Source organism: Sedimentitalea xiamensis (assembly GCF_030164465.1).
Classification (GTDB): domain Bacteria; phylum Pseudomonadota; class Alphaproteobacteria; order Rhodobacterales; family Rhodobacteraceae; genus Sedimentitalea; species Sedimentitalea xiamensis.
Genome location: NZ_JASNJE010000003.1, coordinates 60967 through 85958 on the forward strand (window position 1 = coordinate 60967; position 24992 = coordinate 85958).

32 protein-coding genes are annotated in these 24992 nt (G+C 62.9%); 28 read left to right on the top strand and 4 right to left on the bottom strand.

The genetic code is table 11. The features are described 5' to 3' along the window. The first annotated feature begins 2 nt into the window (after positions 1–2). Positions 3–4244: a DNA-directed RNA polymerase subunit beta' gene (rpoC, locus tag QO034_RS03315; protein ID WP_284484084.1), complete on the top strand. Its 4242-nt coding sequence runs from the start codon at positions 3–5 to the stop codon at positions 4242–4244. A 317-nt stretch (positions 4245–4561) separates the two neighbouring features. After that, entirely contained in the window at positions 4562–5434 is an 873-nt protein-coding gene (locus QO034_RS03320; RefSeq protein ID WP_284484281.1) for a DMT family transporter, read from the top strand. Between the two features lie 9 nt (positions 5435–5443). On the opposite strand, the gene QO034_RS03325 is transcribed toward QO034_RS03320, so the two are convergent. Continuing rightward, positions 5444–6256 carry a putative rhamnosyl transferase gene (locus QO034_RS03325; RefSeq protein WP_284484085.1) on the bottom strand — a complete coding sequence of 271 codons (813 nt, stop codon included), beginning with the start codon at positions 6254–6256 and terminating at the stop codon, positions 5444–5446. Positions 6257–6781: 525 nt separating this feature from the next. Here QO034_RS03325 and rpsL point away from each other — a divergent pair. The 8 genes from rpsL to QO034_RS03365 all read left to right on the top strand — a co-directional run bounded on the left by rpsL (position 6782) and on the right by QO034_RS03365 (position 13170). Then, on the top strand, positions 6782–7153 hold the full coding sequence (rpsL, locus tag QO034_RS03330; protein WP_284484086.1) for a 30S ribosomal protein S12: 372 nt from the start codon (positions 6782–6784) through the stop codon (positions 7151–7153). Positions 7154–7165: 12 nt separating this feature from the next. Next, complete coding sequence (rpsG, locus tag QO034_RS03335) at positions 7166–7636, top strand: 30S ribosomal protein S7 (RefSeq protein ID WP_284484087.1); 471 nt, start codon at positions 7166–7168, stop codon at positions 7634–7636. Between the two features lie 20 nt (positions 7637–7656). After that, positions 7657–9780, top strand: a complete 2124-nt coding sequence (fusA, locus tag QO034_RS03340) for an elongation factor G (protein ID WP_284484088.1) — start codon at positions 7657–7659, stop codon at positions 9778–9780. Between the two features lie 86 nt (positions 9781–9866). Next, positions 9867–11042, top strand: a complete 1176-nt coding sequence (gene tuf / locus QO034_RS03345; RefSeq protein ID WP_284484074.1) for an elongation factor Tu — start codon at positions 9867–9869, stop codon at positions 11040–11042. A gap of 162 nt (positions 11043–11204) precedes the next feature. Further along, the gene (gene rpsJ / locus QO034_RS03350) at positions 11205–11519 is read left to right on the top strand and encodes a 30S ribosomal protein S10 (protein ID WP_008756422.1); all 315 of its coding nucleotides are present in this window, start codon (positions 11205–11207) and stop codon (positions 11517–11519) included. A 15-nt stretch (positions 11520–11534) separates the two neighbouring features. Further along, the gene (gene rplC / locus QO034_RS03355; protein WP_284484282.1) at positions 11535–12263 is read left to right on the top strand and encodes a 50S ribosomal protein L3; all 729 of its coding nucleotides are present in this window, start codon (positions 11535–11537) and stop codon (positions 12261–12263) included. After that, on the top strand, positions 12260–12877 hold the full coding sequence (rplD, locus tag QO034_RS03360) for a 50S ribosomal protein L4 (protein ID WP_284484089.1): 618 nt from the start codon (positions 12260–12262) through the stop codon (positions 12875–12877). Before rplC ends, rplD begins: the two co-directional genes overlap by 4 nt. Continuing rightward, positions 12874–13170 carry a 50S ribosomal protein L23 gene (locus QO034_RS03365; RefSeq protein WP_284484090.1) on the top strand — a complete coding sequence of 99 codons (297 nt, stop codon included), beginning with the start codon at positions 12874–12876 and terminating at the stop codon, positions 13168–13170. Before rplD ends, QO034_RS03365 begins: the two co-directional genes overlap by 4 nt. A gap of 481 nt (positions 13171–13651) precedes the next feature. Here QO034_RS03365 and QO034_RS03370 read toward each other — a convergent pair whose 3' ends face one another. Continuing rightward, entirely contained in the window at positions 13652–14005 is a 354-nt protein-coding gene (locus tag QO034_RS03370) for a phasin family protein (RefSeq protein WP_284484091.1), read from the bottom strand. A gap of 456 nt (positions 14006–14461) precedes the next feature. On the opposite strand from QO034_RS03370, the gene rplB reads away from it, so the two are divergent. The 6 genes from rplB (at position 14462) to QO034_RS03400 (ending at position 17852) form a co-directional block, all read left to right on the top strand. Continuing rightward, complete coding sequence (rplB, locus tag QO034_RS03375) at positions 14462–15304, top strand: 50S ribosomal protein L2 (RefSeq protein WP_284484092.1); 843 nt, start codon at positions 14462–14464, stop codon at positions 15302–15304. A 3-nt stretch (positions 15305–15307) separates the two neighbouring features. Beyond that, positions 15308–15586: a 30S ribosomal protein S19 gene (gene rpsS, locus QO034_RS03380; protein WP_106609258.1), complete on the top strand. Its 279-nt coding sequence runs from the start codon at positions 15308–15310 to the stop codon at positions 15584–15586. Between the two features lie 3 nt (positions 15587–15589). Beyond that, positions 15590–15970: a 50S ribosomal protein L22 gene (gene rplV, locus QO034_RS03385; protein WP_284484093.1), complete on the top strand. Its 381-nt coding sequence runs from the start codon at positions 15590–15592 to the stop codon at positions 15968–15970. Continuing rightward, entirely contained in the window at positions 15970–16680 is a 711-nt protein-coding gene (gene rpsC / locus QO034_RS03390; RefSeq protein ID WP_284484094.1) for a 30S ribosomal protein S3, read from the top strand. Before rplV ends, rpsC begins: the two co-directional genes overlap by 1 nt. A gap of 12 nt (positions 16681–16692) precedes the next feature. Continuing rightward, on the top strand, positions 16693–17106 hold the full coding sequence (gene rplP, locus QO034_RS03395; protein WP_284484095.1) for a 50S ribosomal protein L16: 414 nt from the start codon (positions 16693–16695) through the stop codon (positions 17104–17106). A 125-nt stretch (positions 17107–17231) separates the two neighbouring features. Next, on the top strand, positions 17232–17852 hold the full coding sequence (locus QO034_RS03400) for a 2OG-Fe(II) oxygenase family protein (protein ID WP_284484096.1): 621 nt from the start codon (positions 17232–17234) through the stop codon (positions 17850–17852). A 274-nt stretch (positions 17853–18126) separates the two neighbouring features. On the opposite strand, the gene QO034_RS03405 is transcribed toward QO034_RS03400, so the two are convergent. After that, positions 18127–18546: a hypothetical protein gene (locus QO034_RS03405; RefSeq protein WP_284484097.1), complete on the bottom strand. Its 420-nt coding sequence runs from the start codon at positions 18544–18546 to the stop codon at positions 18127–18129. A gap of 165 nt (positions 18547–18711) precedes the next feature. Then, entirely contained in the window at positions 18712–19521 is an 810-nt protein-coding gene (locus QO034_RS03410; protein ID WP_284484098.1) for an ion transporter, read from the bottom strand. Positions 19522–19758: 237 nt separating this feature from the next. Between QO034_RS03410 and QO034_RS03415 the strand changes: the two genes are divergently transcribed. The 12 genes from QO034_RS03415 to rpmD all read left to right on the top strand — a co-directional run bounded on the left by QO034_RS03415 (position 19759) and on the right by rpmD (position 24860). Then, positions 19759–20349, top strand: coding sequence for a hypothetical protein (locus tag QO034_RS03415; RefSeq protein WP_284484099.1), 591 nt, complete (start codon positions 19759–19761; stop codon positions 20347–20349). Between the two features lie 171 nt (positions 20350–20520). Further along, the gene (rpmC, locus tag QO034_RS03420) at positions 20521–20727 is read left to right on the top strand and encodes a 50S ribosomal protein L29 (RefSeq protein ID WP_284484100.1); all 207 of its coding nucleotides are present in this window, start codon (positions 20521–20523) and stop codon (positions 20725–20727) included. Between the two features lie 4 nt (positions 20728–20731). Then, positions 20732–20962: a 30S ribosomal protein S17 gene (gene rpsQ, locus QO034_RS03425; RefSeq protein WP_171179753.1), complete on the top strand. Its 231-nt coding sequence runs from the start codon at positions 20732–20734 to the stop codon at positions 20960–20962. Between the two features lie 71 nt (positions 20963–21033). After that, the gene (gene rplN / locus QO034_RS03430; protein WP_007427594.1) at positions 21034–21402 is read left to right on the top strand and encodes a 50S ribosomal protein L14; all 369 of its coding nucleotides are present in this window, start codon (positions 21034–21036) and stop codon (positions 21400–21402) included. 2 nt (positions 21403–21404) lie between these two features. Then, a complete protein-coding gene (gene rplX, locus QO034_RS03435) occupies positions 21405–21716 on the top strand; it encodes a 50S ribosomal protein L24 (RefSeq protein WP_284484101.1) in 312 nt (103 codons plus the stop codon). After that, positions 21709–22272, top strand: a complete 564-nt coding sequence (gene rplE / locus QO034_RS03440) for a 50S ribosomal protein L5 (RefSeq protein WP_284484102.1) — start codon at positions 21709–21711, stop codon at positions 22270–22272. The genes rplX and rplE overlap by 8 nt, the downstream gene beginning before the upstream one ends. Before the next feature lie 18 nt (positions 22273–22290). Then, on the top strand, positions 22291–22596 hold the full coding sequence (gene rpsN, locus QO034_RS03445; RefSeq protein ID WP_199024039.1) for a 30S ribosomal protein S14: 306 nt from the start codon (positions 22291–22293) through the stop codon (positions 22594–22596). A gap of 13 nt (positions 22597–22609) precedes the next feature. Further along, positions 22610–23002, top strand: coding sequence for a 30S ribosomal protein S8 (gene rpsH, locus QO034_RS03450; protein WP_284484103.1), 393 nt, complete (start codon positions 22610–22612; stop codon positions 23000–23002). 10 nt (positions 23003–23012) lie between these two features. Beyond that, on the top strand, positions 23013–23546 hold the full coding sequence (gene rplF / locus QO034_RS03455; protein WP_284484104.1) for a 50S ribosomal protein L6: 534 nt from the start codon (positions 23013–23015) through the stop codon (positions 23544–23546). A gap of 11 nt (positions 23547–23557) precedes the next feature. Continuing rightward, entirely contained in the window at positions 23558–23917 is a 360-nt protein-coding gene (gene rplR, locus QO034_RS03460) for a 50S ribosomal protein L18 (RefSeq protein WP_284484105.1), read from the top strand. Positions 23918–24089: 172 nt separating this feature from the next. Further along, entirely contained in the window at positions 24090–24668 is a 579-nt protein-coding gene (gene rpsE, locus QO034_RS03465) for a 30S ribosomal protein S5 (protein ID WP_284484106.1), read from the top strand. A 3-nt stretch (positions 24669–24671) separates the two neighbouring features. After that, positions 24672–24860: a 50S ribosomal protein L30 gene (gene rpmD, locus QO034_RS03470; RefSeq protein ID WP_050931352.1), complete on the top strand. Its 189-nt coding sequence runs from the start codon at positions 24672–24674 to the stop codon at positions 24858–24860. Positions 24861–24992: the final 132 nt, after the last annotated feature.

The following is a 24992-nucleotide window of genomic DNA, read 5'->3' on the forward strand; positions in this document are numbered from 1 at the left end:
AAATGAACCAGGAACTGATAAACAACCCGTTCAACCCGCTGACCCCGCCGAAGGTCTTTGACGAGATCAAGGTCAGCTTGGCAAGCCCCGAGAGGATCCTGTCGTGGTCCTATGGCGAGATCAAGAAGCCGGAAACCATCAACTACCGCACGTTCAAGCCGGAGCGTGACGGTCTGTTCTGCGCCCGCATCTTTGGCCCGATCAAGGATTACGAATGCTTGTGCGGTAAATACAAGCGCATGAAGTATCGCGGTGTCGTCTGCGAGAAATGCGGCGTCGAGGTCACGTTGCAGAAAGTGCGCCGCGAGCGCATGGGCCATATCGAACTGGCCAGCCCCGTCGCGCATATCTGGTTCCTGAAATCGCTGCCGTCCCGCATCGGGCTGATGCTGGACATGACGCTGCGTGACCTGGAGCGGGTTCTGTATTTCGAGAACTACGTGGTGATCGAGCCCGGTCTGACCGATCTGACCTATGGCCAGATGATGACCGAAGAAGAATATATGGATGCCCAAGACGCCTATGGCATGGACGCCTTCACCGCCAATATCGGCGCCGAGGCGATCCGCGAGATGTTGGCAGCGATCGATCTGGAAGCCGAGGCGGAAACCCTGCGCGCCGATCTGAAGGAGGCGACAGGCGAACTGAAGCCCAAGAAGATCATCAAGCGTCTGAAGGTCGTGGAATCCTTCCTGGAATCCGGCAACCGTCCGGAGTGGATGGTGCTGACGGTGATCCCGGTCATCCCGCCGGAACTGCGTCCGCTTGTTCCGCTGGATGGCGGCCGTTTTGCGACCTCGGATCTCAACGATCTGTATCGCCGCGTCATCAACCGGAACAACCGCCTGAAGCGGCTGATCGAACTGCGCGCGCCCGACATCATCGTCCGCAACGAAAAGCGGATGTTGCAGGAATCGGTCGATGCACTGTTTGACAACGGCCGTCGTGGCCGCGTGATCACCGGCGCCAACAAGCGCCCGCTGAAATCGCTGTCGGACATGCTGAAAGGCAAGCAGGGCCGGTTCCGCCAGAACCTGCTGGGTAAGCGCGTGGACTTCTCGGGCCGCTCGGTCATCGTGACCGGTCCGGAACTTAAGCTGCACCAGTGCGGGTTGCCCAAGAAGATGGCGCTCGAACTGTTCAAGCCCTTCATCTATTCGCGGCTGGAGGCCAAGGGCCTGTCGAGCACGGTAAAACAGGCCAAGAAACTGGTCGAGAAGGAACGCCCCGAGGTCTGGGACATTCTCGACGAGGTGATCCGCGAGCATCCGGTCATGTTGAACCGGGCGCCGACGCTGCACCGTCTGGGCATCCAGGCTTTCGAGCCGGTGCTGATCGAAGGCAAGGCGATCCAGCTGCATCCGCTGGTCTGTTCGGCCTTCAACGCCGACTTTGACGGTGACCAGATGGCCGTGCACGTCCCGCTGAGCCTCGAGGCGCAGCTGGAAGCGCGGGTTCTGATGATGTCGACGAACAACGTCCTGTCGCCGGCCAACGGCGCGCCGATCATCGTGCCGTCGCAGGACATGATCCTTGGCCTTTATTATGTCACGCTGGAACGCGAAGGCATGAAGGGCGAAGGCAAGATCTTCGGCTCGATCGAGGAAGTTCAGCACGCGCTGGACGCAGGCGAGGTGCATCTGCATTCCAAGATCACCGCGCGGATCACCCAGATCGACGAGGAAGGCAACGAGGTTCAGAAGCGCTATGAAACCACGCCGGGCCGGGTTCGGCTGGGCGCGCTGCTGCCGCTCAATGCCAAGGCGCCGTTCGAACTGGTCAACCGCTTGCTGCGCAAGAAGGAAGTGCAGCAGGTGATCGACACCGTCTACCGCTATTGCGGCCAGAAGGAATCGGTCATCTTCTGCGACCAGATCATGACCATGGGCTTCCGCGAGGCGTTCAAGGCCGGGATTTCCTTTGGCAAGGACGACATGCTGATCCCCGAATCCAAGTGGCCGATCGTGGACGAGACCCGCGAACAGGTGAAGGATTTCGAACAGCAGTACATGGACGGCCTGATCACCCAGGGCGAAAAGTACAACAAGGTCGTCGACGCATGGTCCAAGTGCAACGACCGCGTCACCGAAGCCATGATGGGGTCGATTTCGGCCAGCCGCCGCGACGAATCCGGCGCCGAGATGGAGCCGAACAGCGTCTACATGATGGCCCATTCGGGCGCCCGCGGCTCGGTCACGCAGATGAAGCAGCTGGGCGGGATGCGCGGCCTGATGGCGAAGCCGAACGGCGACATCATCGAGACGCCGATCATCTCGAACTTCAAGGAAGGTCTGACCGTTCTTGAATACTTCAACTCGACCCACGGCGCCCGCAAGGGTCTGTCCGACACCGCGCTGAAGACCGCCAACTCGGGTTATCTGACCCGCCGCCTCGTGGACGTGGCCCAGGACTGTATCGTGCGGATGAAGGATTGCGGAACCGATGCCGCGATCACCGCCGAAGCTGCGGTAAACGATGGCGAAGTCGTCGCGACGCTGGGCGAACGGGTTCTGGGGCGCGTCGCGGCCGAGGATATCCTGCGGCCGGGCACCGACGAGGTGCTGGTCGCCAACGGCACGCTGATCGACGAACGCATGGCGGACAGCATCCACGACGCGAACGTCACTTCGGCGCGTATCCGCAGCCCGCTGACCTGCGAGGCCGAGGAAGGCGTCTGCGCGATGTGCTATGGCCGCGACCTCGCGCGCGGTACGCTGGTGAACCAAGGCGAAGCCGTCGGCATCATTGCGGCGCAGTCCATCGGCGAACCCGGCACCCAGCTGACCATGCGGACCTTCCATATCGGTGGTGTCGCGCAGGGTGGCCAGCAGTCGTTCATGGAAGCCAGCCAGGAAGGCAAGGTCGTCTTCGAGAACCCGCAGACGCTGGAAAACGCCGGCGGCGAGGTTCTGGTGGTTGGCCGGAACATGAAACTGCTGATCCAGGACAGCAACGGCGAGGAACGGGCGAGCCACAAGCTGGCCTATGGCTCCAAGCTGTTCGTCAGGGAAGGCCAGGACGTGAAGTTCGGCGACAAGCTGTTCGAATGGGACCCCTACACCCTGCCGATCATCGCGGAAAAGGCCGGCACGGCGAAATTCGTCGATCTTGTCAGCGGCATTGCCGTGCGCGATGAAACCGACGATGCCACAGGCATGACCCAGAAGATCGTGATCGACTGGCGGGCGGCGCCCAAGGGCAATGAGTTGAAGCCGGAGATCATTCTGGTCGATGCCGATGGCGAACCGGTGCGCAATGATGCGGGCAACCCGGTGACTTACCCGATGTCGGTGGACGCGGTCCTTTCGGTCGAGGAAGGTTCCGAGATCAAGGCCGGGGACGTGGTGGCGCGTATCCCGCGCGAAGGATCCAAGACCAAGGACATCACCGGCGGTCTGCCTCGGGTGGCGGAACTGTTCGAAGCCCGTCGTCCCAAGGATCACGCGATCATCGCGGAAATCGATGGTTACGTGCGCTTTGGCCGCGACTACAAGAACAAGCGGCGGATCACCATCGAACCCGCGGACGATACGCTGGAACCGGCGGAATACATGGTGCCCAAGGGCAAGCATATTCCGGTCCAGGAAGGCGACTTCATCCAGAAGGGCGACTACATCATGGACGGCAATCCCGCGCCGCATGACATTCTCGCCATCATGGGCGTCGAGGCGCTCGCCGATTACATGATCGACGAGGTGCAGGACGTGTATCGTCTTCAGGGCGTGAAGATCAACGACAAGCACATCGAGGTGATCGTCCGTCAGATGCTCCAGAAGTGGGAGATCCAGGATTCCGGTGACACCACGCTGCTGAAGGGCGAGCATGTGGACAAGCAGGAATTCGACCTGGCCTGCGAGAAGGCGATCGCCAAGGGCGGCCGTCCGGCGCAGGGCGAACCGATCCTGCTGGGGATTACCAAGGCGAGCCTGCAAACGCGCAGCTTCATCTCGGCGGCGTCCTTCCAGGAGACCACCCGCGTGCTGACCGAGGCGTCGGTGCAGGGCAAGAAGGACAAGCTGGTCGGCCTGAAGGAAAACGTCATCGTCGGGCGCCTGATCCCGGCGGGGACGGGCGGGGCAACGCAGCGCGTGCGCCGCATCGCCGCCGAACGCGACAATGTCGTGATCGAGGCGCGCCGCGAGGAAGCCGAAGCCGCCGCAGCACTTGCCGCGCCCACCGAAGAGGACATCATCGGCACCGATATGATGGACGATCTGGTGGATTCGCAGGAAAGCCGCGACTGAACCGGACTGCAATCCTGAACTGACAAGAAGCCCCCGCACGGAAACCTGCGGGGGTTTCCATTTTCCCCGTCCAACAACACACCGCAATCCCGCGCGCCGGTCCGCCGGTGAGGCGCGGGACCGGGTATCGGGTCGCACCGGGTCGGCGCCGTCCGGGTGGTTCGGCTCCGGGCCGAAGGGAGGTCGCTGCAAAACGCTTGCAGCCCGCCTGTTTTGGGCGCAGAGATCGTGAACATGGCAAGGACCGGTCGCGCGGAAGGGTGAAGCGGATGAACATGGCGGGGCAGGGCGAACCGGGGTCGACGGCGGGCGGCGTGATGTCGCCGAATACGCGCGGTGCGCTGCTGATGATGGCCAGCATGGCCGCCTTCACCCTGAACGACGCCTGCATCAAGGCGACCGACAAGGCGTTGCCGCTGTTCCAGTTGCTGACGATTCGCGGCGTGATTTCGACCTTCCTGATCTTCGTCCTTGCCCGCCATCTGGGCGCGTTGCGCTTCGACCTGTCGCGGCGGGACTGGGCGCTGGTGGCGCTGCGGTCGGTGAGCGAGATCGGCGCGGCCTATTTTTTCCTGACGGCGCTCCTGAACATGCCGCTGGCGAATGTGACCGCGATCCTTCAGGTTCTGCCGCTCACGGTGACGCTGGGGGCGGCGCTGTTCTTCCGTGACCCGCTGGGCTGGCGGCGGATGGTGGCCATTCTGGTCGGGTTCGGGGGCATGTTGCTGATCGTGCGGCCGGGTCCGGACGGGTTCAGCATCGATTCGCTCTATGCGCTGGCGGCGGTGGGCTGCGTGACGGCGCGGGATCTGGCGACGCGGCGGATGTCGGCCGAGGCGCCGTCGATGACGGTGACGCTCTGCGCGTCGTTTTCGGTCCTGCTGTTTTCCGCCGTCGCCTCGACCGGGGTGGACTGGCAGCCGGTCGACGGGCGGCTGGCGCTGCTGCTGGCCGGGTCGTCCTTTTTCATCCTCGGCGGGTATCTGTTCAGCGTCATGGTGATGCGGGTCGGGGATGTGTCATTTGTCGCGCCGTTCCGCTATACCGGCCTGCTTTGGGCGCTGATCCTGGGGTATTTCGTTTTCGGCGACTGGCCGAGCCAGTTGACGCTGATCGGCGCGGCGATCGTTGTGGCGACGGGGGTGTTCACGCTTTACCGGGAACGCAGGCTGGCGCGGAAATCCCGGTAGCCGGGCGGGTCAGAGCGGGTTTGAGAACACCCGGCGGACCTGATCGCAGTCGATCCCGTAAGTCATCTGGAACAACAGCTCTCCATCCGTGTCCAGCGGAGTCAGCGGCACCGGTTTCACGCGTTTCCCCTGGCGGGAATCGTTGTAGCCGTTGAAGCCGCGCAGCATCATGTCTTCGCCGGTGAAGGTCACGGTCGGCATCGTCTTGTGCACGGAATGATGACCGAAGTTCATCACGCTGAGCGCATTGTCGGGGCGAAACATCAGGCCCAGCCCGGCGGTCCAGTAGGGGGACTGGATCGGGGTCGCGGAGATTCCTTTCGGGCCGGGCCGGGCGATGTAGCCCTGGTTGAAATCGATCGCGATCTGGGGCGCGTCGTGCAGGAGCCCGGCCACGTCGCGGGCGGCGGCGCGCAGCCTGTGCACGAAGGGAAAGGCGACAGCATCGTCGTCATCCAGCCTGAACTGCAGGCAGGGTTCGCCGTCCGCAACCCGGACGGAATTGATCGCCGCCTGCATGGCCGCGCGGTGACGCCCCGGCGGATGCGCCTGGATCACCGCCTGCGGGATGTCCGCGACCAGCGCCCGGAGTCTTTGGCGGTGCACCTCTGGCAGGCTGTCGCCGATCACGATCAGGAAGGTGAAATCCGGATCGAACTGGGACCGGATGCCCGGCAGGGTGATGGTTTCGAAAAAGCGGAACCGTTCTTCAAGACGCTCGGGCGCGTATAGAAAGGCGATACGGTCCTCAAGGCTGTCATGCTGGATCTGGAAGCCGCCAAAGCCAGGATAGGAAAAACGGCAAATTCCGATGACCTGCATGTGCGGCTTCCTGCTGACTTGCGTTGCGACCGGGGATCGATACGTCCGGAAAACCTTTGCAGCGCCGTTGCGGGGATGCAAGTTCGGCGGCGCCCGCATTCCTGTCCGCCGCCGAAAAACCTTGCTCCCTCCTCCGGCTCATACGACGGCGGATGCGGACGAGCCCATGGTAGGGTCTTGTCGGCCAGGGACCGCGCCGGCACAAGGATCCGGTCGCTTGAGTCGGGTAAAGTCGCTGTCCGGACGGCAGTTTGGCCATGGGTGAGCGGCTGTTGACACCGGTTGCGACTCCGCCTATACGCCCGCTATCTCGGCAGTGGGGGTCGCCCCGCCCGTCGAATTCAAAACTGTAGTGGTCACGATCCGGGCACCTGACGCTCCGATCCTCTGGATACCCACCGCGACGTTCACCTCGGAATGGGAACGTTTGCGGTTTTTGCGCTTGCGGACGCGTAAGTCGCTGAATTTGAACCGCACGCAACCGCGTGCATGACACATGTGTTGCGAAACGGGGAAAGAACCGGAATGCCAACGATCCAACAGCTGATCCGCAAGCCGCGGCAGCCGAAAATCAAACGCTCGAAATCCATGCACCTGCAGGAGTGCCCGCAAAAGCGCGGCGTCTGCACACGCGTCTATACAACCACGCCGAAGAAGCCGAACTCGGCCATGCGGAAAGTCGCCAAGGTGCGCCTGACCAATGGCTTCGAGGTGATTTCCTACATCCCCGGCGAAAGCCACAACCTGCAGGAACACTCGGTCGTTCTGATCCGCGGCGGTCGTGTCAAGGACCTTCCCGGCGTGCGTTACCACGTCCTGCGCGGTGTTCTGGATACCCAGGGCGTCAAAGACCGTAAGCAACGCCGTTCGAAATACGGCGCCAAGCGTCCTAAATAAGGAGAGAGCGACATGTCACGTCGTCACGCCGCTGAAAAACGCGAAGTCCTGCCCGACGCCAAGTTCGGCGATATCATTCTGACCAAGTTCATGAACAACCTGATGATCGACGGCAAGAAATCTGTCGCCGAACGCATCGTCTACAACGCGATGGACCGGGTCGAGAACAAGATCAAGCGCAGCCCGATCGAAGTCTTCCACGAGGCGCTGGAAAACATCCAGCCGTCCGTCGAGGTCCGTTCCCGCCGCGTCGGTGGCGCCACCTACCAGGTGCCGGTCGAGGTCCGTCCCGAGCGTCGTCAGGCGCTGGCGATCCGCTGGCTGATCAAGGCCAGCCGCGCCCGCAACGAGCACACGATGGAAGAGCGCCTCGCCGGCGAATTGCTCGACGCGGTTCAGTCCCGCGGCTCTGCCGTCAAGAAACGCGAAGACACCCACAAGATGGCCGAGGCGAACAAGGCCTTCAGCCATTACCGCTGGTAAACCCTAGAGGTACAGAACCCATGGCACGCGATTATCCGCTAAACCGCTACCGCAACTTCGGCATCATGGCCCATATCGATGCAGGCAAGACCACCTGCAGCGAACGGATCCTGTTCTATACCGGCAAATCCCACAACCTCGGCGAGGTGCACGACGGTGCGGCCACGATGGACTGGATGGAGCAGGAACAGGAACGCGGCATCACCATCACCTCCGCCGCGACCACGACCTTCTGGCAGCGCCAGGAAGAGCCGACCGCCGATGCAACCTCCGACACCAAGTACCGGATGAACATCATCGACACCCCCGGCCACGTGGACTTCACCATTGAGGTCGAACGCTCACTGGCGGTTCTGGACGGCGCGGTTGCCGTTCTGGACGCCAACGCCGGCGTCGAGCCGCAGACCGAGACCGTCTGGCGTCAGGCCGACCGCTACAAGGTGCCGCGCATCGTCTTCGTCAACAAGATGGACAAAATCGGCGCCGACTTCTTCAACTGCGTGCGCATGATCAAGGACCGCACCGGCGCGACCCCGGCTCCGATCCAGATTCCGATCGGCGCCGAGAACGAGTTGGAAGGCATGGTCGATCTCGTGACCATGAAGGAATGGGTCTGGGCAGGCGAAGACTTGGGTGCGTCCTGGGAACAGCGCGAGATCCGCGACAGCCTCAGGGATCTGGCCGACGAGTGGCGCGCCACGCTGATCGAGACCGCCGTCGAAATGGACGACGACGCGATGGAAGCCTACCTGGAAGGCCAGGAACCCGACGTGGATACGCTGCGCAAGCTGATCCGCAAGGGGACGCTGGGCATCAAGTTCATCCCGGTTCTCTGCGGGTCCGCCTTCAAGAACAAGGGTGTGCAGCCGCTGCTGAATGCCGTGATCGACTATCTGCCCAGCCCGCTGGATGTGGTCGATTACATGGGCTTCAAGCCGGGCGACGAAACCGAAACGCGCAACATCCCGCGCCGCGCGGATGACGACATGGCGTTCTCGGGCCTTGCGTTCAAGATCATGAACGACCCGTTCGTCGGGTCGCTGACCTTCACCCGCATCTATTCGGGCAAGCTGAACAAGGGCGACACGCTGCTGAACTCCACCAAGGGGAAGAAAGAGCGCGTCGGCCGGATGATGATGATGCACTCCAACAACCGCGAGGAAATCACCGAAGCCTTCGCAGGAGACATCATCGCGCTGGCCGGTCTGAAGGACACCACCACCGGGGACACGCTCTGCGCGGTCAACGACCCGGTCGTGCTGGAAACCATGACCTTCCCGGATCCGGTCATCGAAATCGCTGTCGAGCCGAAAACCAAGGCGGACCAGGAAAAGATGTCCCAGGGTCTGGCCCGTCTGGCCGCCGAAGACCCGTCCTTCCGCGTCGAAACCGACATGGAATCCGGTCAGACGATCATGAAGGGCATGGGCGAACTTCACCTTGACATCCTGGTCGACCGCCTGAAGCGCGAATTCAAGGTCGAAGCCAACATCGGTGCGCCGCAGGTGGCGTATCGCGAGACCATCGGCCACGAGGTCGAACATACCTATACCCACAAGAAACAGTCGGGTGGTTCCGGTCAGTTCGCCGAGGTCAAGCTGATCATCAGCCCGACCGAGCCGGGCGAAGGCTATTCCTTTGAATCGCGCATCGTAGGCGGTGCCGTGCCCAAGGAATACATTCCGGGCGTGGAAAAGGGCATCAAGTCCGTGATGGATAGCGGGCCGCTGGCGGGTTTCCCCGTCATCGACTTCAAGGTCGCCCTGATCGACGGCAAGTTCCACGACGTGGACTCCAGCGTTCTCGCCTTCGAGATCGCGGCACGGATGTGCATGCGTGAAGGGATGCGCAAGGCCGGCGCCAAGATGCTGGAACCGATCATGAAGGTCGAAGTGGTGACCCCGGAAGAGTATACCGGCGGCATCATCGGCGACCTCACCAGCCGGCGCGGCCAGGTGACCGGGCAAGAGACACGCGGCAACGCCATCGCCATCGACGCGATGGTGCCTCTGGCCAACATGTTCGGCTATATCAACACGCTGCGTTCGATGAGCTCGGGCCGGGCGAACTTCACCATGCAGTTCGACCACTACGACCCGGTTCCGCAGAACATCAGCGACGAGATCCAGGCGAAGTACGCTTAACAGGGTGGCGGGGAGACCCCCGCCCGACCCATCAACTTTAGGGCGGGGCTGGCCCCGCCATCCGAAAATGGAAAAGGAGACCTGTCATGGGTAAGGAAAAATTTCAGCGTAACAAGCCGCATGTGAACATCGGGACGATCGGGCATGTTGACCACGGCAAGACGACGCTGACGGCTGCGATCACGAAGTATTTCGGCGATTTCAAGGCGTATGACCAGATCGACGGCGCGCCGGAAGAGAAGGCCCGCGGGATCACGATTTCCACCGCGCATGTGGAATACGAGACCGACGCGCGCCACTATGCCCACGTGGACTGCCCGGGTCACGCGGACTATGTGAAGAACATGATCACCGGCGCTGCCCAGATGGACGGCGCGATCCTGGTGGTGAACGCGGCGGACGGCCCGATGCCGCAGACCCGCGAGCACATCCTGCTGGGCCGCCAGGTCGGCATCCCGACGATGGTCGTCTACATGAACAAGGTCGATCAGGTGGATGACGAGGAACTGCTGGAGCTGGTGGAGATGGAGATCCGCGAGCTGCTGTCCTCCTACGAATATCCCGGCGACGACATCCCGGTCATCCCCGGTTCGGCCCTGGCGGCGATGGAAGGCCGCGACCCGGAGATCGGCGAGAACTCGATCCGCGCGCTGATGAAGGCGGTGGACGAATGGATCCCGACGCCCGAGCGCGCCGTGGACCAGCCGTTCCTGATGCCGATCGAGGACGTGTTCTCGATCTCCGGCCGCGGCACCGTGGTGACCGGCCGTGTCGAGCGCGGCGTGATCAACGTCGGCGACGAGATCGAGATCGTCGGCATCCGCGACACCAAGAAGACCACCTGCACCGGCGTCGAGATGTTCCGCAAGCTGCTGGACCGCGGCGAGGCGGGCGACAACATCGGCGCGCTGCTGCGCGGCGTCGACCGTGACGGCGTCGAGCGCGGCCAGGTGCTGTGCAAGCCGGGTTCGGTGAAGCCGCACACCAAGTTCGAGGCCGAAGCCTATATCCTGACCAAGGAAGAGGGCGGCCGCCACACGCCGTTCTTCGCCAACTACCGGCCGCAGTTCTACTTCCGCACGACGGACGTGACCGGGACGGTTCAGCTGGCCGAGGGCACCGAGATGGTGATGCCGGGCGACAACGTGAGCTTCGGCGTCGAACTGATCGCGCCGATCGCGATGGAACAGGGCCTGCGCTTCGCCATCCGCGAAGGCGGCCGCACCGTCGGCGCCGGCGTCGTCTCCAAAATCATCGAGTAAACGCTTGATGATCGGTCCGGGCCGCGTTAAGGCGCGGCTCGGATCGCGAAAACCGATTTGACCTTTGGGCGGGTGTCATTCCCGCCCTTCGGGTTCGACGAGGGCCGGCGGAATGAGCCACCGGTCGTCCTATCAACTCCAAAGCCTTGAAAGGCTGATGAAATGCAAAGCCAAAACATTCGCATTCGGCTGAAAGCTTTCGATTACCGCGTGCTGGACGCCAGCACCCAGGAAATCGTGAACACGGCCAAGCGGACCGGGGCCAATGTGCGCGGCCCGATCCCGTTGCCCAACAAGATCGAGAAGTTCACCGTTCTGCGGGGACCTCACGTCGACAAAAAGTCCCGTGACCAGTTCGAGATTCGGACGCACAAGCGCCTGCTCGACATCGTTGATCCGACCCCGCAGACCGTGGACGCGCTGATGAAGCTCGACCTCGCGGCCGGCGTGGACGTCGAGATCAAACTGCAATCGTAATCGGAGGGTATGGATATGCGTTCCGGTATCATCGCAAAGAAAGTCGGCATGACTCGGCTGTTCCTGGAAGACGGCAGGCAGATCCCTGTGACCGTTCTTCAACTCGACGGACTGCAGGTCGTGGCGCAGCGCACCGCTGAGAAGGATGGTTATACCGCCGTTCAGCTCGGCGCGGGCGCGGCAAAGGTCAAGCGGACCAGCCAGGCCATGCGCGGCCATTTCGCCGCCGCAAAGGTCGAACCCAAGCGGAAGGTCGCGGAATTCCGCGTTTCCGAAGACAACCTGATCGGTGTCGGCGAGGAAATCTCTGCCGAGCACTTCCTGGAAGGCCAGAAGGTCGACGTGTCCGGCACGTCCATCGGCAAGGGGTTCGCCGGTGCCATGAAACGGCACAACTTCGGCGGTCTGCGGGCCAGCCACGGTGTTTCGATCAGCCACCGTTCGCATGGCTCCACCGGCCAGTGTCAGGACCCCGGCAAGGTGTTCAAGGGCAAGAAGATGGCAGGTCACATGGGTGCCGCCCGCGTGACCACGCAGAATCTCGAAGTCGTCAAGACCGATGCCGACCGCGGCCTGATCATGATCAAGGGTGCGGTTCCGGGGTCCAAGGGCGGCTGGGTCACAGTCAAGGATGCCGTGAAGAAGAAGCTGCCCGACGGAGTTCCGTTCCCGGCAGGTCTGAAATCGGCGACCGTAACCGAAGCACCCGCGGAAGAAGTGCCCGCGGAAGGTGGTGAAGCATGAAACTTGATGTAATCAAACTCGACGGCGGCAAGGCCGGTGACATCGAGCTGGATGCCGATCTGTTCGGTCTGGAGCCGCGTGCGGACATCCTGCACCGCGTGGTCCGCTGGCAGCGCAACAACGCGCAGGCCGGCACCCACAAGGTCAAGACCCGCAGCGAAACCAGCTATTCGACCAAGAAGATCTATCGCCAGAAGGGCACCGGCGGCGCACGTCACGGTGACCGCAACGCGCCGATCTTCCGTGGTGGCGGCATCTACAAGGGGCCGACCCCGCGCAGCCACGGCCACGAGCTGACCAAGAAATTCCGCAAGCTGGGGCTGCGCCACGCGCTGTCCGCCAAGGCGAAAGCGGGCGAACTGGTCATCCTCGACGAGGCGGCGGCGGAAGGCAAGACCGCGGCCCTGGCCAAGCAGGTCAAGAACCTGGGCTGGAAGCGCGCGCTGATCATCGATGGCGCCGATGTCCACGAAGGTTTCGCCAAGGCCGCCCGCAACATCGAAGGTCTGGATATCCTGCCGACGATGGGCGCAAACGTATACGACATCCTCAAGCGTGACACGCTGGTGATCACCAAGGCGGGTGTCCAAGCACTGGAGGCTCGTCTGAAATGAGCGCGAAAGCAGAACATTACGACGTGATCCGCAAGCCGGTCATCACCGAGAAGGCCACAATGGCGTCCGAGAACGGCGCGGTGGTGTTCGAAGTGGCGATGGACAGCAACAAGCCGCAGATCAAGGAGGCCGTCGAGTCCCTCTTCGGCGTCAAGGTGAAGGCCGTGAACACGACCATCACCAAGGGCAAGGCCAAGCGGTTCCGCGGCCAGTTGGGCAAGCGGAAAGATGTCAAGAAGGCCTATGTGACCCTGGAAGAGGGCAACACGATCGACGTCACCACCGGTCTCTGACCGCTGAAACGTCTTCGGAGCCAGATCAAGGCCCCCGCGTGTGCGGGGGCCTTTTTTCGTCGCGTCTCCCGACCCGGTGGCAAGGGGCGGCGGGAAACCGGAGCAACGCGATGCGCCTTGTGTTCTTCGCCGGATCGAACGCCCGCCGGTTTCCGCCGAACCTCGCCTGGCTCGGGACATGCAGCGGCCGAACGGGTCCCTGCCGGCCGAGATCGGCAGAAGGGACCTCGCCGGCGTGGCGGGCACTGGCGCGCCTGTTCCTTTCCGAGACCGGCGTGACGCCGGTCCGGTGGCGCACCAACTTGCGGTTGCAGGAGACCAGCCGGAACCCGCCCGGCGCAGGGTGCGAACGCCCCGGTTGCCGCCTTTGATCCGGGCTGCACCAGCACCAGTGCCTTCACTCACATGTTCCGAGGGAACCTGGGCGTTCCGCCTCGCAGGTGCCGCGAGTCACCGGCGGGCGGATGAGCCCCGTCCGGCCCTAGAGCGGGATATCGTCGTAGTCGCGGGATTGACCGGCAGTTGTGTCCTTGATGGACTTCCCGGCGGCTTTCGAGATCTTCTCGAACATGCGCGTGGTCTGGGCGGTGTATTGTTCAACGGCGTCCCTGACGAACTCGGACTGAATGCGCATCAGTTCGGACGGGGCCCGGCAGGCGAGGAGCGCCTTCTGGGTCGCCAGGTCCTTCTGGAACCGGTCCGCGACGAAGCTGGCGCTGTCGTTCATGATCTCGACCCAGGCTTCCATCGCCTTCGGGTTGATCGCCATCATTGCGCTGGCGAATTCGGCGGCGCCGCCGTTGTCCTGTGTGGTCTTCGGTTTCGATTTCGTCATGACTCCCTCTCCTTCTGGCTGGGTGGCGCCCGGCGCGACAAGGCGCGGACTCTGCCGGATATTCAACACGTCTGAACGGGCCGGACCTTGATCTGGATCGTTCCGGGGCGGTTGTCAGCACGAAAATGCTGAAAGATGCGCCCCCCGGTGGCAAGATGCCCGGCTATTGGGCAGAGGTCGCCGCCAGGGGCATTCGCTGCCATGCCGGACACCGGGCCGGCTTGCAAATGTCTGGGCAACAAAAGCCGCAAGGCCCCGCTTGACCTCGGTCGCGGACTCTCATAAGGAAACGCATCCGCAAGGCCCCGGATTCGTCCGGGGCTTTGCTGTTGTTCTCTGGCGGGTCGTCCCGCCACCGGGAACAGACCAACCGGGCACCTGCGGGGGCCTTCATACCATAGGCGGTCCCCATCTTCGTGTCGGGGTTCCGTCGTTCAGCAAACGGAAGACAGTAACATGGCACTCAAGTCGTACAAGCCGACGACGCCGGGCCAGCGTGGGCTGGTTCTGATCGACCGTTCGGAGCTTTGGAAAGGACGCCCCGTCAAGGCCCTCACAGAGGGTCTGACCAAGTCGGGCGGACGGAACAACACCGGGCGGATCACCATGCGTCGCACGGGCGGCGGGGCAAAGCGCCTCTACCGCATCGTGGATTTCAAGCGCAACAAGATGGATGTGACGGCCACCGTCGAACGGATCGAATACGACCCGAACCGGACCGCCTTCATCGCCCTGATCCAATATGAAGACGGCGAGCAGGCCTATATCCTCGCGCCGCAGCGCCTGGCCGTGGGCGACAAGGTCGTGGCCGGCTCCAAGGTCGACATCAAGCCGGGCAACGCGATGCCGTTCTCGGGCATGCCGATCGGCACGATCGTGCACAACATCGAGATGAAGCCCGGCAAGGGCGGCCAGATCGCCCGCGCGGCAGGCACCTATGCCCAGTTTGTCGGCCGCGATGGCGGCTATGCCCAGATCCGTCTGAGCAGCGGTGAACTGCGCCTGGTGCGTCAGGAATGCATGGCCACCGTCGGTGCCGTGTCCAACCCGGACAACAGCAACCAGAACTTCGGCAAGGCCGGCCGCATGCGCCACAAGGGCATCCGCCCGTCCGTGCGCGGCGTGGTGATGAACCCGATCGACCACCCGCATGGTGGTGGTGAAGGCCGCACCTCGGGTGGTCGTCACCCGGTGACGCCATGGGGCAAGCCGACGAAGGGTGCAAAGACCCGCAACAGAAACAAAGCGTCCAGCAAGCTGATCATCCGCTCGCGGCACGCCAAGAAGAAGGGACGCTGATAGATGTCTCGCTCTGTCTGGAAAGGGCCTTTTGTCGACGCTTATGTGTTGAAAAAGGCCGAAGCGGCCCGCGAAAGCGGTCGCAACGAAGTCATCAAGATCTGGTCGCGCCGCTCGACGATCCTGCCCCAGTTCGTGGGCCTGACGTTTGGCGTCTACAACGGCAAGAAACATATCCCCGTCAACGTCAGCGAAGACATGATCGGTCAGAAGTTCGGCGAATACAGCCCGACACGGACCTATTATGGCCATGCCGCCGACAAAAAAGCGAAGCGGAAATAAGCCATGAGCAAGGATAAGAATCCCCGCCGCGTGGCCGACAACGAAGCAATGGCGAAACTGCGCATGCTTCGCACGTCGCCGCAGAAACTGAACCTGGTCGCCGCGATGATCCGTGGCAAGAAAGTCGATCGCGCCCTGACCGATCTGACCTTCTCCAACAAGCGGATCGCCGAGGACGTGAAGAAATGCCTTCAGTCCGCGATTGCCAACGCCGAGAACAACCACAACCTGGATGTCGATGAACTGATCGTCGCCGAGGCCTATGTGGGCAAGAACATGACTCTGAAGCGCGGACGCCCCCGGGCCCGTGGCCGGTTCGGCAAGATCATGAAGCCGTTTTCGGAACTGACCATCAAAGTGCGTCAAGTTGAGGAGCAAGCCTAATGGGTAACAAAGTCAATCCGATTGGCATGCGCCTGCAGGTGAACCGCACCTGGGACAGCCGCTGGTATGCCGACACCAAGGACTACGGCAATCTTCTTCTGGAAGATCTCGCGATCCGCGATTTCGTCAAGGAAGAGTGCAAGCAGGCCGGTATCAGCCGCGTGATCATCGAACGTCCGCACAAGAAGTGCCGCGTCACGATCCACACGGCCCGTCCGGGGGTCATCATTGGCAAGAAAGGTGCGGACATCGAAGGTCTGCGCAAGAAGATCGCCAACATGACCGACAGCGAGCTGCACCTGAACATCGTCGAGGTCCGCAAGCCGGAACTGGACGCGGCCCTGGTCGGTGAATCCATCGCCCAGCAGCTTGAGCGTCGCGTGTCCTTCCGTCGCGCCATGAAGCGTGCGGTTCAGAACGCGATGCGCATGGGCGCGCTCGGCATCCGGGTCAACCTGGCGGGACGCCTGGGTGGTGCGGAAATCGCGCGGACCGAATGGTATCGCGAAGGCCGTGTGCCGCTGCACACGCTGCGCGCCGACATCGATTACGCTCACGTGGAAGCCAAGACGGCTTATGGCATCATCGGGATCAAGACCTGGATCTTCAAAGGCGAGATCATGGAACATGACCCGGGCGCGCGTGACCGTAAGGCACAGGAACTCCAGGACGGCCCGGCACCTCGTGGTGCTGGTGGCGGTCGTCGCTAAGGGGACGAAAAAATGCTTCAACCAAAGCGCACCAAATTCCGCAAGCAGCACAAGGGTCGCATCAGCGGTCTGGCCAAGGGCGGTAGCGATCTGAACTTCGGCACCTATGGCCTCAAGGCGCTTCAGCCCGAGCGGGTCACGGCCCGTCAGATCGAAGCGGCCCGTCGTGCGATGACGCGCCACATGAAACGTCAGGGCCGGGTCTGGATCCGGATCTTCCCGGACACCCCCGTCACCTCCAAGCCCACCGAAGTCCGGATGGGTAAGGGTAAAGGGTCGGTGGATTACTGGGCGGCCAAGATAAAGCCGGGCCGGGTGATGTTCGAGATCGACGGTGTCGACGATGCCGTCGCCCGCGAGGCACTGCGTCTGGCGGCGATGAAATTGCCGATCAAGACCCGCGTGGTGGTCCGGGAAGACTGGTAGGTCTTTCCGAACGCGCCGCTCGCCCCTGTCCGCAGGGGAGATCGCCGCGTTCTCCATGACACTTCAGGGCCCCCGCCAACCCGGTGGGGGCTTTTTCCATTTCCGCCAGAAGGATAAGCCCCGACATGCCGACCATAGACTCCCTTTTCGTGACCCGTCTCTACCGCGCCGGACTGGCAGAGACCGGGTCGCCGATCGACGCCGCCGAGCTCGAGAATTCCTGTCTCGTGATCGCAGAAGACGACGAGGCCGGGCAGGACTGGTGCGAGGCGAACGGCTATCCCGGCTATACCTCCTATGCGTCGCTCAGCGATCTGCCCTGGCGGTTTCCGATCTTTGCGGACCTGGTCAAGGTGCTGGATGCCCATGTGGCCGCCTTTGTCGAGGACCTGGAATTCGACCTGGACGGCAAGGCGCTGAAACTGGAGGATATCTGGATCAACATCCTGCCCGAAGGCGGGATGCACGCCTCCCATATCCATCCCCATTCGGTGATCAGCGGCACCACCTATGTGGCGATGCCGGACGGCGCGAGCGCGCTGAAACTGGAAGACCCGCGCTCGGCCCGGATGATGGCGTCGCCGACCCGGAAGAAAGAGGCGCGGCGTGATTTGCAGCCGTTCATCTATGTGAAGCCGGAAGTCGGCGAGGTGCTGCTCTGGGAAAGCTGGCTGCGCCACGAGGTGCCGATGAACATGGCTGAAGACGAGCGGATCAGCGTCAGTTTCAACTACGGCTGGGGCTAGCGCGCGGCGCGGCGCCCGGCAGCGTTACCGAAACCTTAAGCGGCGGGTGCCGGTTCTGAGCGCGGCGCCGCGAATCGTCAGGTTAACAAGGGCGATGCGGCCCGGAACGGCCTGTGCCGCCCGTGCAGACCGCGTACATACCGCGTGCATACGCGGGGTGCCAAGGACTCCGGTTAACGCGGCGCACGGTGGAACCGGGGGTCGATCCGGCGGGAAACGGGGAACGGCGGCCACAGGGGCGCGCGATGGCCGTGCGCCCTGAAGCTTACGTCATTCAGAGGCGGCCATATTTCGAAGCGACCTTGTCCATGCAGAGCGCCACGTCCTCGAATGCCAGCCGTTTGCAGGCTTCGATTTCCCGGTTGTATGCGTCATTGCCGCCGCCGCCGCCCTGGGATTTTCTCTGGTAGCGATGGATGGTGCCGTTCTGCTCCTGGAGAAACAGATAACCCTGCATGAAGGAATAACCGTACAGAACCTGCATGCCATTCACGGCGCTTCTGGTCACGATTTGACGGTCATCGTATTGCAGGATGCCATGGTCATAGAGTTGACCGTTTTCGTAGTAAGCCCATTGCTGACCATTGACCTGGACTTCCCGCCCGTCCGGAGTGACCCAGGCGCCGTTCAGATTCTGGGCAAGGACGACAACCGGGCTTGCGAGGAAAACCAGCAGGAAAAGAATCCGTCTCACGATGAACCCTCCATGGTTTTGAAATGCATTTTTGAATCAATTTCCGTGACGGTAAAATACCACCTTTGGGAGTTTCAATCAACCGACGCACCCGCCGGGGTGTTCCGTGAAGGCCGTGGACGGTGCGCGGGGGACTGCGCGATCCCGGACCCGGCGCGGCCGGACCTAGCCTTGCCTGTCGCCGTCGCGCCGTCTCAGCATCGCCTCGATCGCGGTCAGCCGGTCGAGCACCTCGTCGCGGTAGCTGCCGGTTTCGGCGTCGGCCTCGGCGTGATGCGCGTCCTGCATGGAATTCACGATCAGGCCGACCACGAGGTTCACGACGACGAAGGTGGTGGCGAGGATGAAGGGCACGAAGAAGGCCCAGGCATAGGGGTAAATCTCCATCACCGGGCGGACGATGCCCATCGACCAGCTTTCCAGCGTCATGATCTGGAACAGCGAATAGGCCGACAGGCCGATCGAGCCGAACCAGGCGGGGAAGGCGGCGCCGAAGAGCTTTGTCGCCATCACCGCGCCGACATAGAAGATGAGGCCGGTCAGCAGGAACACCGAACCCATGCCGGGCAGGGCGATCAGAAGGCCCTCGACCACGCGGCGCAGGGAGGGGGCGACGGAGAGCACCCGGAACAGCCGCAGAATGCGCAGCGCCCGCAGCACCGACAGGCTTTGCGCCGCCGGGATCAGCGAAATCGACACGATCACGAAATCGAAGATGTTCCAGCCGTCGCGGAAGAAGCGCAGCCGCTGCACGTAGATCTTGGCGGCGAGTTCGACCACGAAGATGGCGAGGCACAGCCCGTCGAGCAGTTCGATCAGCGGACCGGCGATGGCCATCGCCGTCGCCCAGGTTTCGAGCCCGAGCAGGACGGCGTTGAACAGGATCACGCCGAGGATGACGTTGCGGGTGCGATCGTCGTCCAGAACGGCGGCAATCCGTCTGTGGACGGTCGGGGCATGAGAGGTGTCTGTCATGGACCGTCATATGGGCCGGAACGCGGGCGGAGCCAAGAGGGGTTAGAGCCGAAAGGGTGGGCAGGCGGGCGGTCGGCGGGAACGGTCCGGGCGGCCCCCTTGTCGGGGACGAATGTTACAGATAATTTTATTGCATTGCTGCGCCGAACGTCTTCCTATCCGGATGCGGGAGCCGGACCGGCGAGACGGTGCCTCCGGACCCGATGCCAAACGAGACACAGCGACCGGGGCGGACCGATGGACATTCCAGCAGACGGCAAGACGATTCATTCCGGGCTTTCGGCCCTTGCTGCGGAGGAGCGCGGGGGCGCCCTGACGCGCCGCGCGGTGCTGGCCGGGGCGGCCGCCGCCGCCACCGCCGGTGTGGCGGGGCGTGCAGCTGCCGACGAGGGGCAAAAGGCGGATTTCCTGTTCGTTCAGACCGCAGACGGCATGGCCTATGCCGCCGACGACAACCGGCTGACCCTGCGGGATGTCAGCCCGACCACGCTGTTCTTTTCCGACCGCCCCGAGCGGATCGCCGGCAATATGAGCACCGAATCCTTCGTGCCCTTCTGGAGCGAAGGCAGCGACAGCTTCCTGTCGGACCCGCCCAACGCGGATCTGTCGATCATGGTGAACGGCGAATTGCGGCAGGTGGTCGTCGAATTGCGCGACCCCAGGCTGGCCGAGGGCAACCTGATATACACCGTCAAGCTGATCGAGGGGACCATGCCGGTCATGGCCGAAAACGCGTCGCTGTTCATCGACGTGATCGGCATGCCGCTGACGCCAGTGTCCTATGCCGGGGTCCGGCGGCGGGCCTATCGGCGCGCGGTGCTGCGCTAGGACGGAGGGGCGGAAAACTTTCCCTTGCCCTCTGGTTGCCGACCCCCTATAGAGCGGCATCCTGCGTGTCCCCTGCCGTTGGCGGGGGATTCGCGTGTCTATCATTCATCCACCAGGTCAAAGGTGACCCGACGCCGGGGCCTTCTGGTGTTTTGAGAAAGGAACAGGGCGATGAACGCCAGCGAACTGCGAGACAAGACGCCGGACCAGCTCCGCGAGGAACTGGCCAACCTGAAGAAGGCCAGCTTCAACCTGCGCTTTCAGCAGGCCACCGGCCAGCTCGAGAACCCGGCCCAGATCCGGGCGGCCCGCCGCAACGCGGCGCGGGTCAAGACCATCCTGAACGAAAAGGCCGCTGCCGCGGCATCCGAGGAGTAATCAGATGCCCAAGCGTATCCTGCAAGGCACCGTGACCAGCGACGCCAACGAACAGACCGTCACCGTTCTGGTCGAGCGCCGTTTCAAGCACCCGTTGCTGCACAAGACCGTCCGCAAGTCCAAGAAATACCGGGCCCACGACGAAAAGAACGCTTTCAAGGTCGGCGATACTGTCCGCATCATCGAATGCGCGCCGAAATCGAAAACGAAACGCTGGGAGGTTCTGGAGGCGTAAGCCGACGGAACTGACCGTTTAATCGAAACCCTGGGGCAAACCATCAGTCCCCAAAGGTCGGGAGACACCACATGATCCAGATGCAGACCAATCTGGATGTCGCTGACAACTCCGGCGCACGCCGAGTTCAGTGCATCAAGGTCCTGGGTGGGTCCAAGCGGAAATACGCGAGTGTCGGTGACATCATCGTCGTATCCGTGAAGGAAGCCATCCCACGCGGCCGCGTGAAGAAGGGCGACGTGCGCAAGGCCGTCGTCGTGCGCACCGCAAAGGAAGTTCGCCGCGAAGACGGCACCGCGATCCGCTTCGACCGGAACGCCGCCGTGATCCTCAACAACGCGGGCGAGCCCGTGGGCACCCGGATCTTCGGACCGGTGGTGCGCGAGCTGCGCGCGAAGAACTTCATGAAGATCATCTCGCTCGCTCCGGAGGTGCTGTAACCATGGCTGCGAAACTCCGCAAAGGCGACAAGGTCGTCGTGCTGGCCGGCAAGGACAAGGGCAAGGAAGGCACGATTTCTTCCGTCGACCCGAAAGCCGGCAAGGCCGTCGTGGACGGCATCAACATCGCCATCCGCGCCACCCGTCAGAGCCAGACCAGCCAGGGCGGCCGCATCCCGAAGGCGATGCCGATCCAGCTGAGCAACCTCGCCCTGATCGACGCCAACGGCAAACCCACCCGCGTGGGCTTCAGGATCGACGGCGACAAGAAAGTGCGTTTTGCCAAGACCACGGGGGACGTGATCGATGCTTGATACCGCAAACTACACCCCGCGTCTGAAGGTCGAGTTCAAGGACCGCATCAAGGCGGCCCTGAAGGAAGAGTTCGGCTACAAGAACGACATGCAGATCCCGCGTCTGGACAAGATCGTCCTGAACATCGGCTGTGGTGCTGAAGCTGTCCGCGACAGCAAGAAGGCCAAGTCGGCGCAGGAAGACCTGAGCACCATCGCCGGCCAGAAGGCCGTGACCACCCGCGCCAAGAAGTCGATCGCCGGCTTCCGGGTCCGCGAGGAGATGCCGCTGGGCGCCAAGGTCACGCTGCGTGGCGACCGGATGTATGAATTCCTCGATCGTCTGATCACCATTGCGATGCCGCGCATCCGCGACTTCCGCGGCGTGTCGGGCAAATCCTTCGATGGCCGCGGCAACTATGCCATGGGTCTGAAGGAACACATCGTGTTCCCGGAGATCGATTTCGACAAGGTCGACGAAACCTGGGGGATGGACATCATCATCGCCACCACGGCGAACACCGACGCTGAAGCCAAGGCGCTGTTGAAGCATTTCAACATGCCCTTCAATTCATAAGCGCGGGAAGGATTAGACATGGCCAAGAAAGCAATGATCGAACGCGAGAAGAAGCGGGAAGCGCTGGTGAAGAAATACGCCGCCAAGCGCGCCGCTCTGAAAGAGATCGCGAATGACGAAAGCAAGCCGATGGAAGAGCGTTTCAAGGCGCGCCTGAAGCTGGCGAAACTGCCGCGCAACAGCTCGGCGACCCGGCTGCACAACCGCTGCCAGCTGACGGGGCGTCCGCACGCCTATTACCGCAAGCTGAAAATCTCGCGGATCGCGCTCAGGGATCTCGGCTCTGCCGGTCAGATTCCGGGCATGGTGAAATCGAGCTGGTAAGGGAGAGACAGATATGAACGATCCTATCGCAGACATGCTCACCCGGATCCGCAACTCTTCGATGCGCGGCAAGTCCACCGTCGTGACCCCGGCGTCCAAGCTGCGGGCCTGGGTGCTGGACGTGCTGGCGGACGAAGGCTACATCCGCGGCTACGAGAAAATCACCGGCGCCGACGGCCACCCGGCCATCGAGATCAGCCTGAAGTATTACGAAGGCGAACCCGTCATTCGCGAGTTGAAGCGGGTCTCCAAGCCCGGCCGCCGCGTCTACATGGGCGTCAAGGACATCCCGTCGGTCCGTCAGGGCCTGGGCGTGTCGATTGTCTCCACCCCCAAGGGTGTGATGTCGGATGCAGCCGCACGCAGCGCCAATGTCGGCGGCGAAGTGCTCTGCACCGTATTCTAGGGAGAAACCGATGTCTCGTATTGGCAAGAAACCGGTCGAACTGCCCAGCGGCGTCACCGCGACGCTGTCGGGCCAGACCATCGAAGTCAAGGGTCCCAAGGGCACCCGCAGCTTCAATGCGACCGACGACGTGACCCTGAAGATCGAGGACAATGTCGTCACCGTCACCCCGCGCGGGTCGTCCAAGCGGGCGCGCCAGCAGTGGGGCATGTCGCGCACGATGGTCGCCAACCTGGTGACCGGCGTCACCACGGGTTTCAAGCGGGAACTTGAAATCCAGGGTGTGGGCTATCGCGCGCAGATGCAGGGCAACACGCTGAAGCTGAACCTGGGCCTGTCCCATGACGTGGATTACACGGCGCCCGAAGGCGTCACCGTGACCGCGCCCAAGCAGACCGAAATCGTTGTGGAAGGCATTGACGAACAGGCCGTTGGTCAGGTTGCCGCGAACATCCGCGCCTGGCGCAAGCCCGAGCCCTACAAGGGCAAGGGCATCCGCTACAAGGGCGAGTTCATCTTCCGCAAGGAAGGCAAGAAGAAGTAAGGACGCGAAAAATGGCAAACAGCAAAAGAACCCTGTTTCTGAAGCGCCGCCTGCGCGTTCGGAACAAGCTGCGCAAGGTCAACGCCGGACGTCCGCGTCTGTCGGTGCACCGCAGCAACAAGAACATCAGCGTCCAGCTGATCGACGACGTGAACGGCGTGACTCTCGCGTCGGCCTCGTCGCTGGAGAAGGACCTGGGCGTTGTCGGCAAGAACAATATCGAAGCGGCGGCCAAGGTCGGCGCGGCGATTGCCGAGCGCGCCAGGAAGGCCGGCGTGGAAGAAGCCTATTTCGACCGCGGCGGTTTCCTGTTTCACGGCAAGGTGAAGGCCCTGGCCGACGCCGCGCGTGAAGGTGGGCTGAAGATCTGACGGCGCGGGTGGGGGCGACCCCACCGGGCCGGACCGCCGAAAGCCGGACCCTGTCCGGCGGCAGGCACAGCGCGTGAAGGCGGCCGGGACCGGCCGTCTCGATGATCCGGGAGCGTGACGCTCACCTGGATTGAGTCATCCGGGCCGGAACGCCCGTCAAGAAGGAGGCCCCATGGCCAGAGAAGACAACCGCCGGGGAAACCGTCGCGACCGCGACGAAACGCCGGAATTCGCCGATCGTCTGGTTGCGATCAACCGTGTGTCCAAGACCGTCAAGGGCGGCAAGCGTTTCGGCTTTGCGGCGCTCGTCGTCGTGGGCGACCAGAAGGGCCGCGTCGGCTTTGGCAAGGGCAAGGCCAAGGAAGTGCCCGAAGCCATCCGCAAGGCCACCGAAGCCGCCAAGCGCGGCATGATCCGGGTGCAGCTGCGCGAAGGCCGCACCCTGCACCATGACATGGAAGGCCGTCATGGCGCCGGCCGCGTGGTGATGCGCACCGCGCCGGAAGGAACCGGGATCATCGCCGGTGGTCCGATGCGCGCCGTGTTCGAGATGCTGGGCATCAAGGACGTGGTGTCGAAATCGATCGGCAGCCAGAACCCCTACAACATGATCCGCGCCACCATCGACGGTCTGAAGAAAGAGCAGTCGCCCCGCTCTGTCGCGCAGCGCCGTGGCAAGAAGGTGGCCGATATCCTGCCCAAGCGTGAAGATGCGCCCGACGCATCGGCGCAAGTGGCCGAGGAGGCTTAAACCATGGCAAAAACCATCGTCGTCAAGCAGATCGGCAGCCCGATCCGCCGTCCCGCCAAGCAGCGCGCAACGCTGGTCGGCCTGGGCCTGAACAAGATGCACAAGACCCGCGAGCTGGAAGACACCCCCAGCGTGCGCGGCATGGTCAACAGCATCCCGCATCTCGTCGAGATCATCGAAGAGCGCGGTTGAACGGTTCCCGGACCCGAATGACAAAACGCCCCGGAGAGATCCGGGGCGTTTTTTTTGGCCCCTGCGCGCCCTGTCCGCCGGGGACCGGACCCGATGCCGCAAAACGCGGGGTCTCTGTCTTGCCCCAGGGGG

Bases quoted from the DNA above. Each gene is read 5' to 3' on its own strand.
- rpsE (WP_284484106.1), top strand. From the start codon at position 24,090: ATGGCCAGAGAAGACAACCGCCGGGGAAACCGTCGCGACCGCGACGAA.
- rplB (WP_284484092.1), top strand. From the start codon at position 14,462: ATGGCACTCAAGTCGTACAAGCCGACGACGCCGGGCCAGCGTGGGCTG.
- rpsG (WP_284484087.1), top strand. From the start codon at position 7,166: ATGTCACGTCGTCACGCCGCTGAAAAACGCGAAGTCCTGCCCGACGCC.
- rplV (WP_284484093.1), top strand. From the start codon at position 15,590: ATGAGCAAGGATAAGAATCCCCGCCGCGTGGCCGACAACGAAGCAATG.
- rplX (WP_284484101.1), top strand. From the start codon at position 21,405: ATGGCTGCGAAACTCCGCAAAGGCGACAAGGTCGTCGTGCTGGCCGGC.
- tuf (WP_284484074.1), top strand. From the start codon at position 9,867: ATGGGTAAGGAAAAATTTCAGCGTAACAAGCCGCATGTGAACATCGGG.
- QO034_RS03325 (WP_284484085.1), bottom strand. From the start codon at position 6,256: ATGCAGGTCATCGGAATTTGCCGTTTTTCCTATCCTGGCTTTGGCGGC.
- rpsH (WP_284484103.1), top strand. From the start codon at position 22,610: ATGAACGATCCTATCGCAGACATGCTCACCCGGATCCGCAACTCTTCG.
- QO034_RS03400 (WP_284484096.1), top strand. From the start codon at position 17,232: ATGCCGACCATAGACTCCCTTTTCGTGACCCGTCTCTACCGCGCCGGA.
- rplR (WP_284484105.1), top strand. From the start codon at position 23,558: ATGGCAAACAGCAAAAGAACCCTGTTTCTGAAGCGCCGCCTGCGCGTT.
- QO034_RS03365 (WP_284484090.1), top strand. From the start codon at position 12,874: ATGAGCGCGAAAGCAGAACATTACGACGTGATCCGCAAGCCGGTCATC.
- rplF (WP_284484104.1), top strand. From the start codon at position 23,013: ATGTCTCGTATTGGCAAGAAACCGGTCGAACTGCCCAGCGGCGTCACC.
- rplE (WP_284484102.1), top strand. From the start codon at position 21,709: ATGCTTGATACCGCAAACTACACCCCGCGTCTGAAGGTCGAGTTCAAG.
- QO034_RS03320 (WP_284484281.1), top strand. From the start codon at position 4,562: ATGTCGCCGAATACGCGCGGTGCGCTGCTGATGATGGCCAGCATGGCC.
- QO034_RS03370 (WP_284484091.1), bottom strand. From the start codon at position 14,005: ATGACGAAATCGAAACCGAAGACCACACAGGACAACGGCGGCGCCGCC.
- QO034_RS03410 (WP_284484098.1), bottom strand. From the start codon at position 19,521: ATGACAGACACCTCTCATGCCCCGACCGTCCACAGACGGATTGCCGCC.
- rplN (WP_007427594.1), top strand. From the start codon at position 21,034: ATGATCCAGATGCAGACCAATCTGGATGTCGCTGACAACTCCGGCGCA.
- rpmD (WP_050931352.1), top strand. From the start codon at position 24,672: ATGGCAAAAACCATCGTCGTCAAGCAGATCGGCAGCCCGATCCGCCGT.
- rpsL (WP_284484086.1), top strand. From the start codon at position 6,782: ATGCCAACGATCCAACAGCTGATCCGCAAGCCGCGGCAGCCGAAAATC.
- QO034_RS03415 (WP_284484099.1), top strand. From the start codon at position 19,759: ATGGACATTCCAGCAGACGGCAAGACGATTCATTCCGGGCTTTCGGCC.
- rplD (WP_284484089.1), top strand. From the start codon at position 12,260: ATGAAACTTGATGTAATCAAACTCGACGGCGGCAAGGCCGGTGACATC.
- fusA (WP_284484088.1), top strand. From the start codon at position 7,657: ATGGCACGCGATTATCCGCTAAACCGCTACCGCAACTTCGGCATCATG.
- rpsC (WP_284484094.1), top strand. From the start codon at position 15,970: ATGGGTAACAAAGTCAATCCGATTGGCATGCGCCTGCAGGTGAACCGC.
- rpsN (WP_199024039.1), top strand. From the start codon at position 22,291: ATGGCCAAGAAAGCAATGATCGAACGCGAGAAGAAGCGGGAAGCGCTG.
- rpsJ (WP_008756422.1), top strand. From the start codon at position 11,205: ATGCAAAGCCAAAACATTCGCATTCGGCTGAAAGCTTTCGATTACCGC.
- rpmC (WP_284484100.1), top strand. From the start codon at position 20,521: ATGAACGCCAGCGAACTGCGAGACAAGACGCCGGACCAGCTCCGCGAG.
- rpoC (WP_284484084.1), top strand. From the start codon at position 3: ATGAACCAGGAACTGATAAACAACCCGTTCAACCCGCTGACCCCGCCG.
- rplC (WP_284484282.1), top strand. From the start codon at position 11,535: ATGCGTTCCGGTATCATCGCAAAGAAAGTCGGCATGACTCGGCTGTTC.
- rplP (WP_284484095.1), top strand. From the start codon at position 16,693: ATGCTTCAACCAAAGCGCACCAAATTCCGCAAGCAGCACAAGGGTCGC.
- rpsS (WP_106609258.1), top strand. From the start codon at position 15,308: ATGTCTCGCTCTGTCTGGAAAGGGCCTTTTGTCGACGCTTATGTGTTG.
- rpsQ (WP_171179753.1), top strand. From the start codon at position 20,732: ATGCCCAAGCGTATCCTGCAAGGCACCGTGACCAGCGACGCCAACGAA.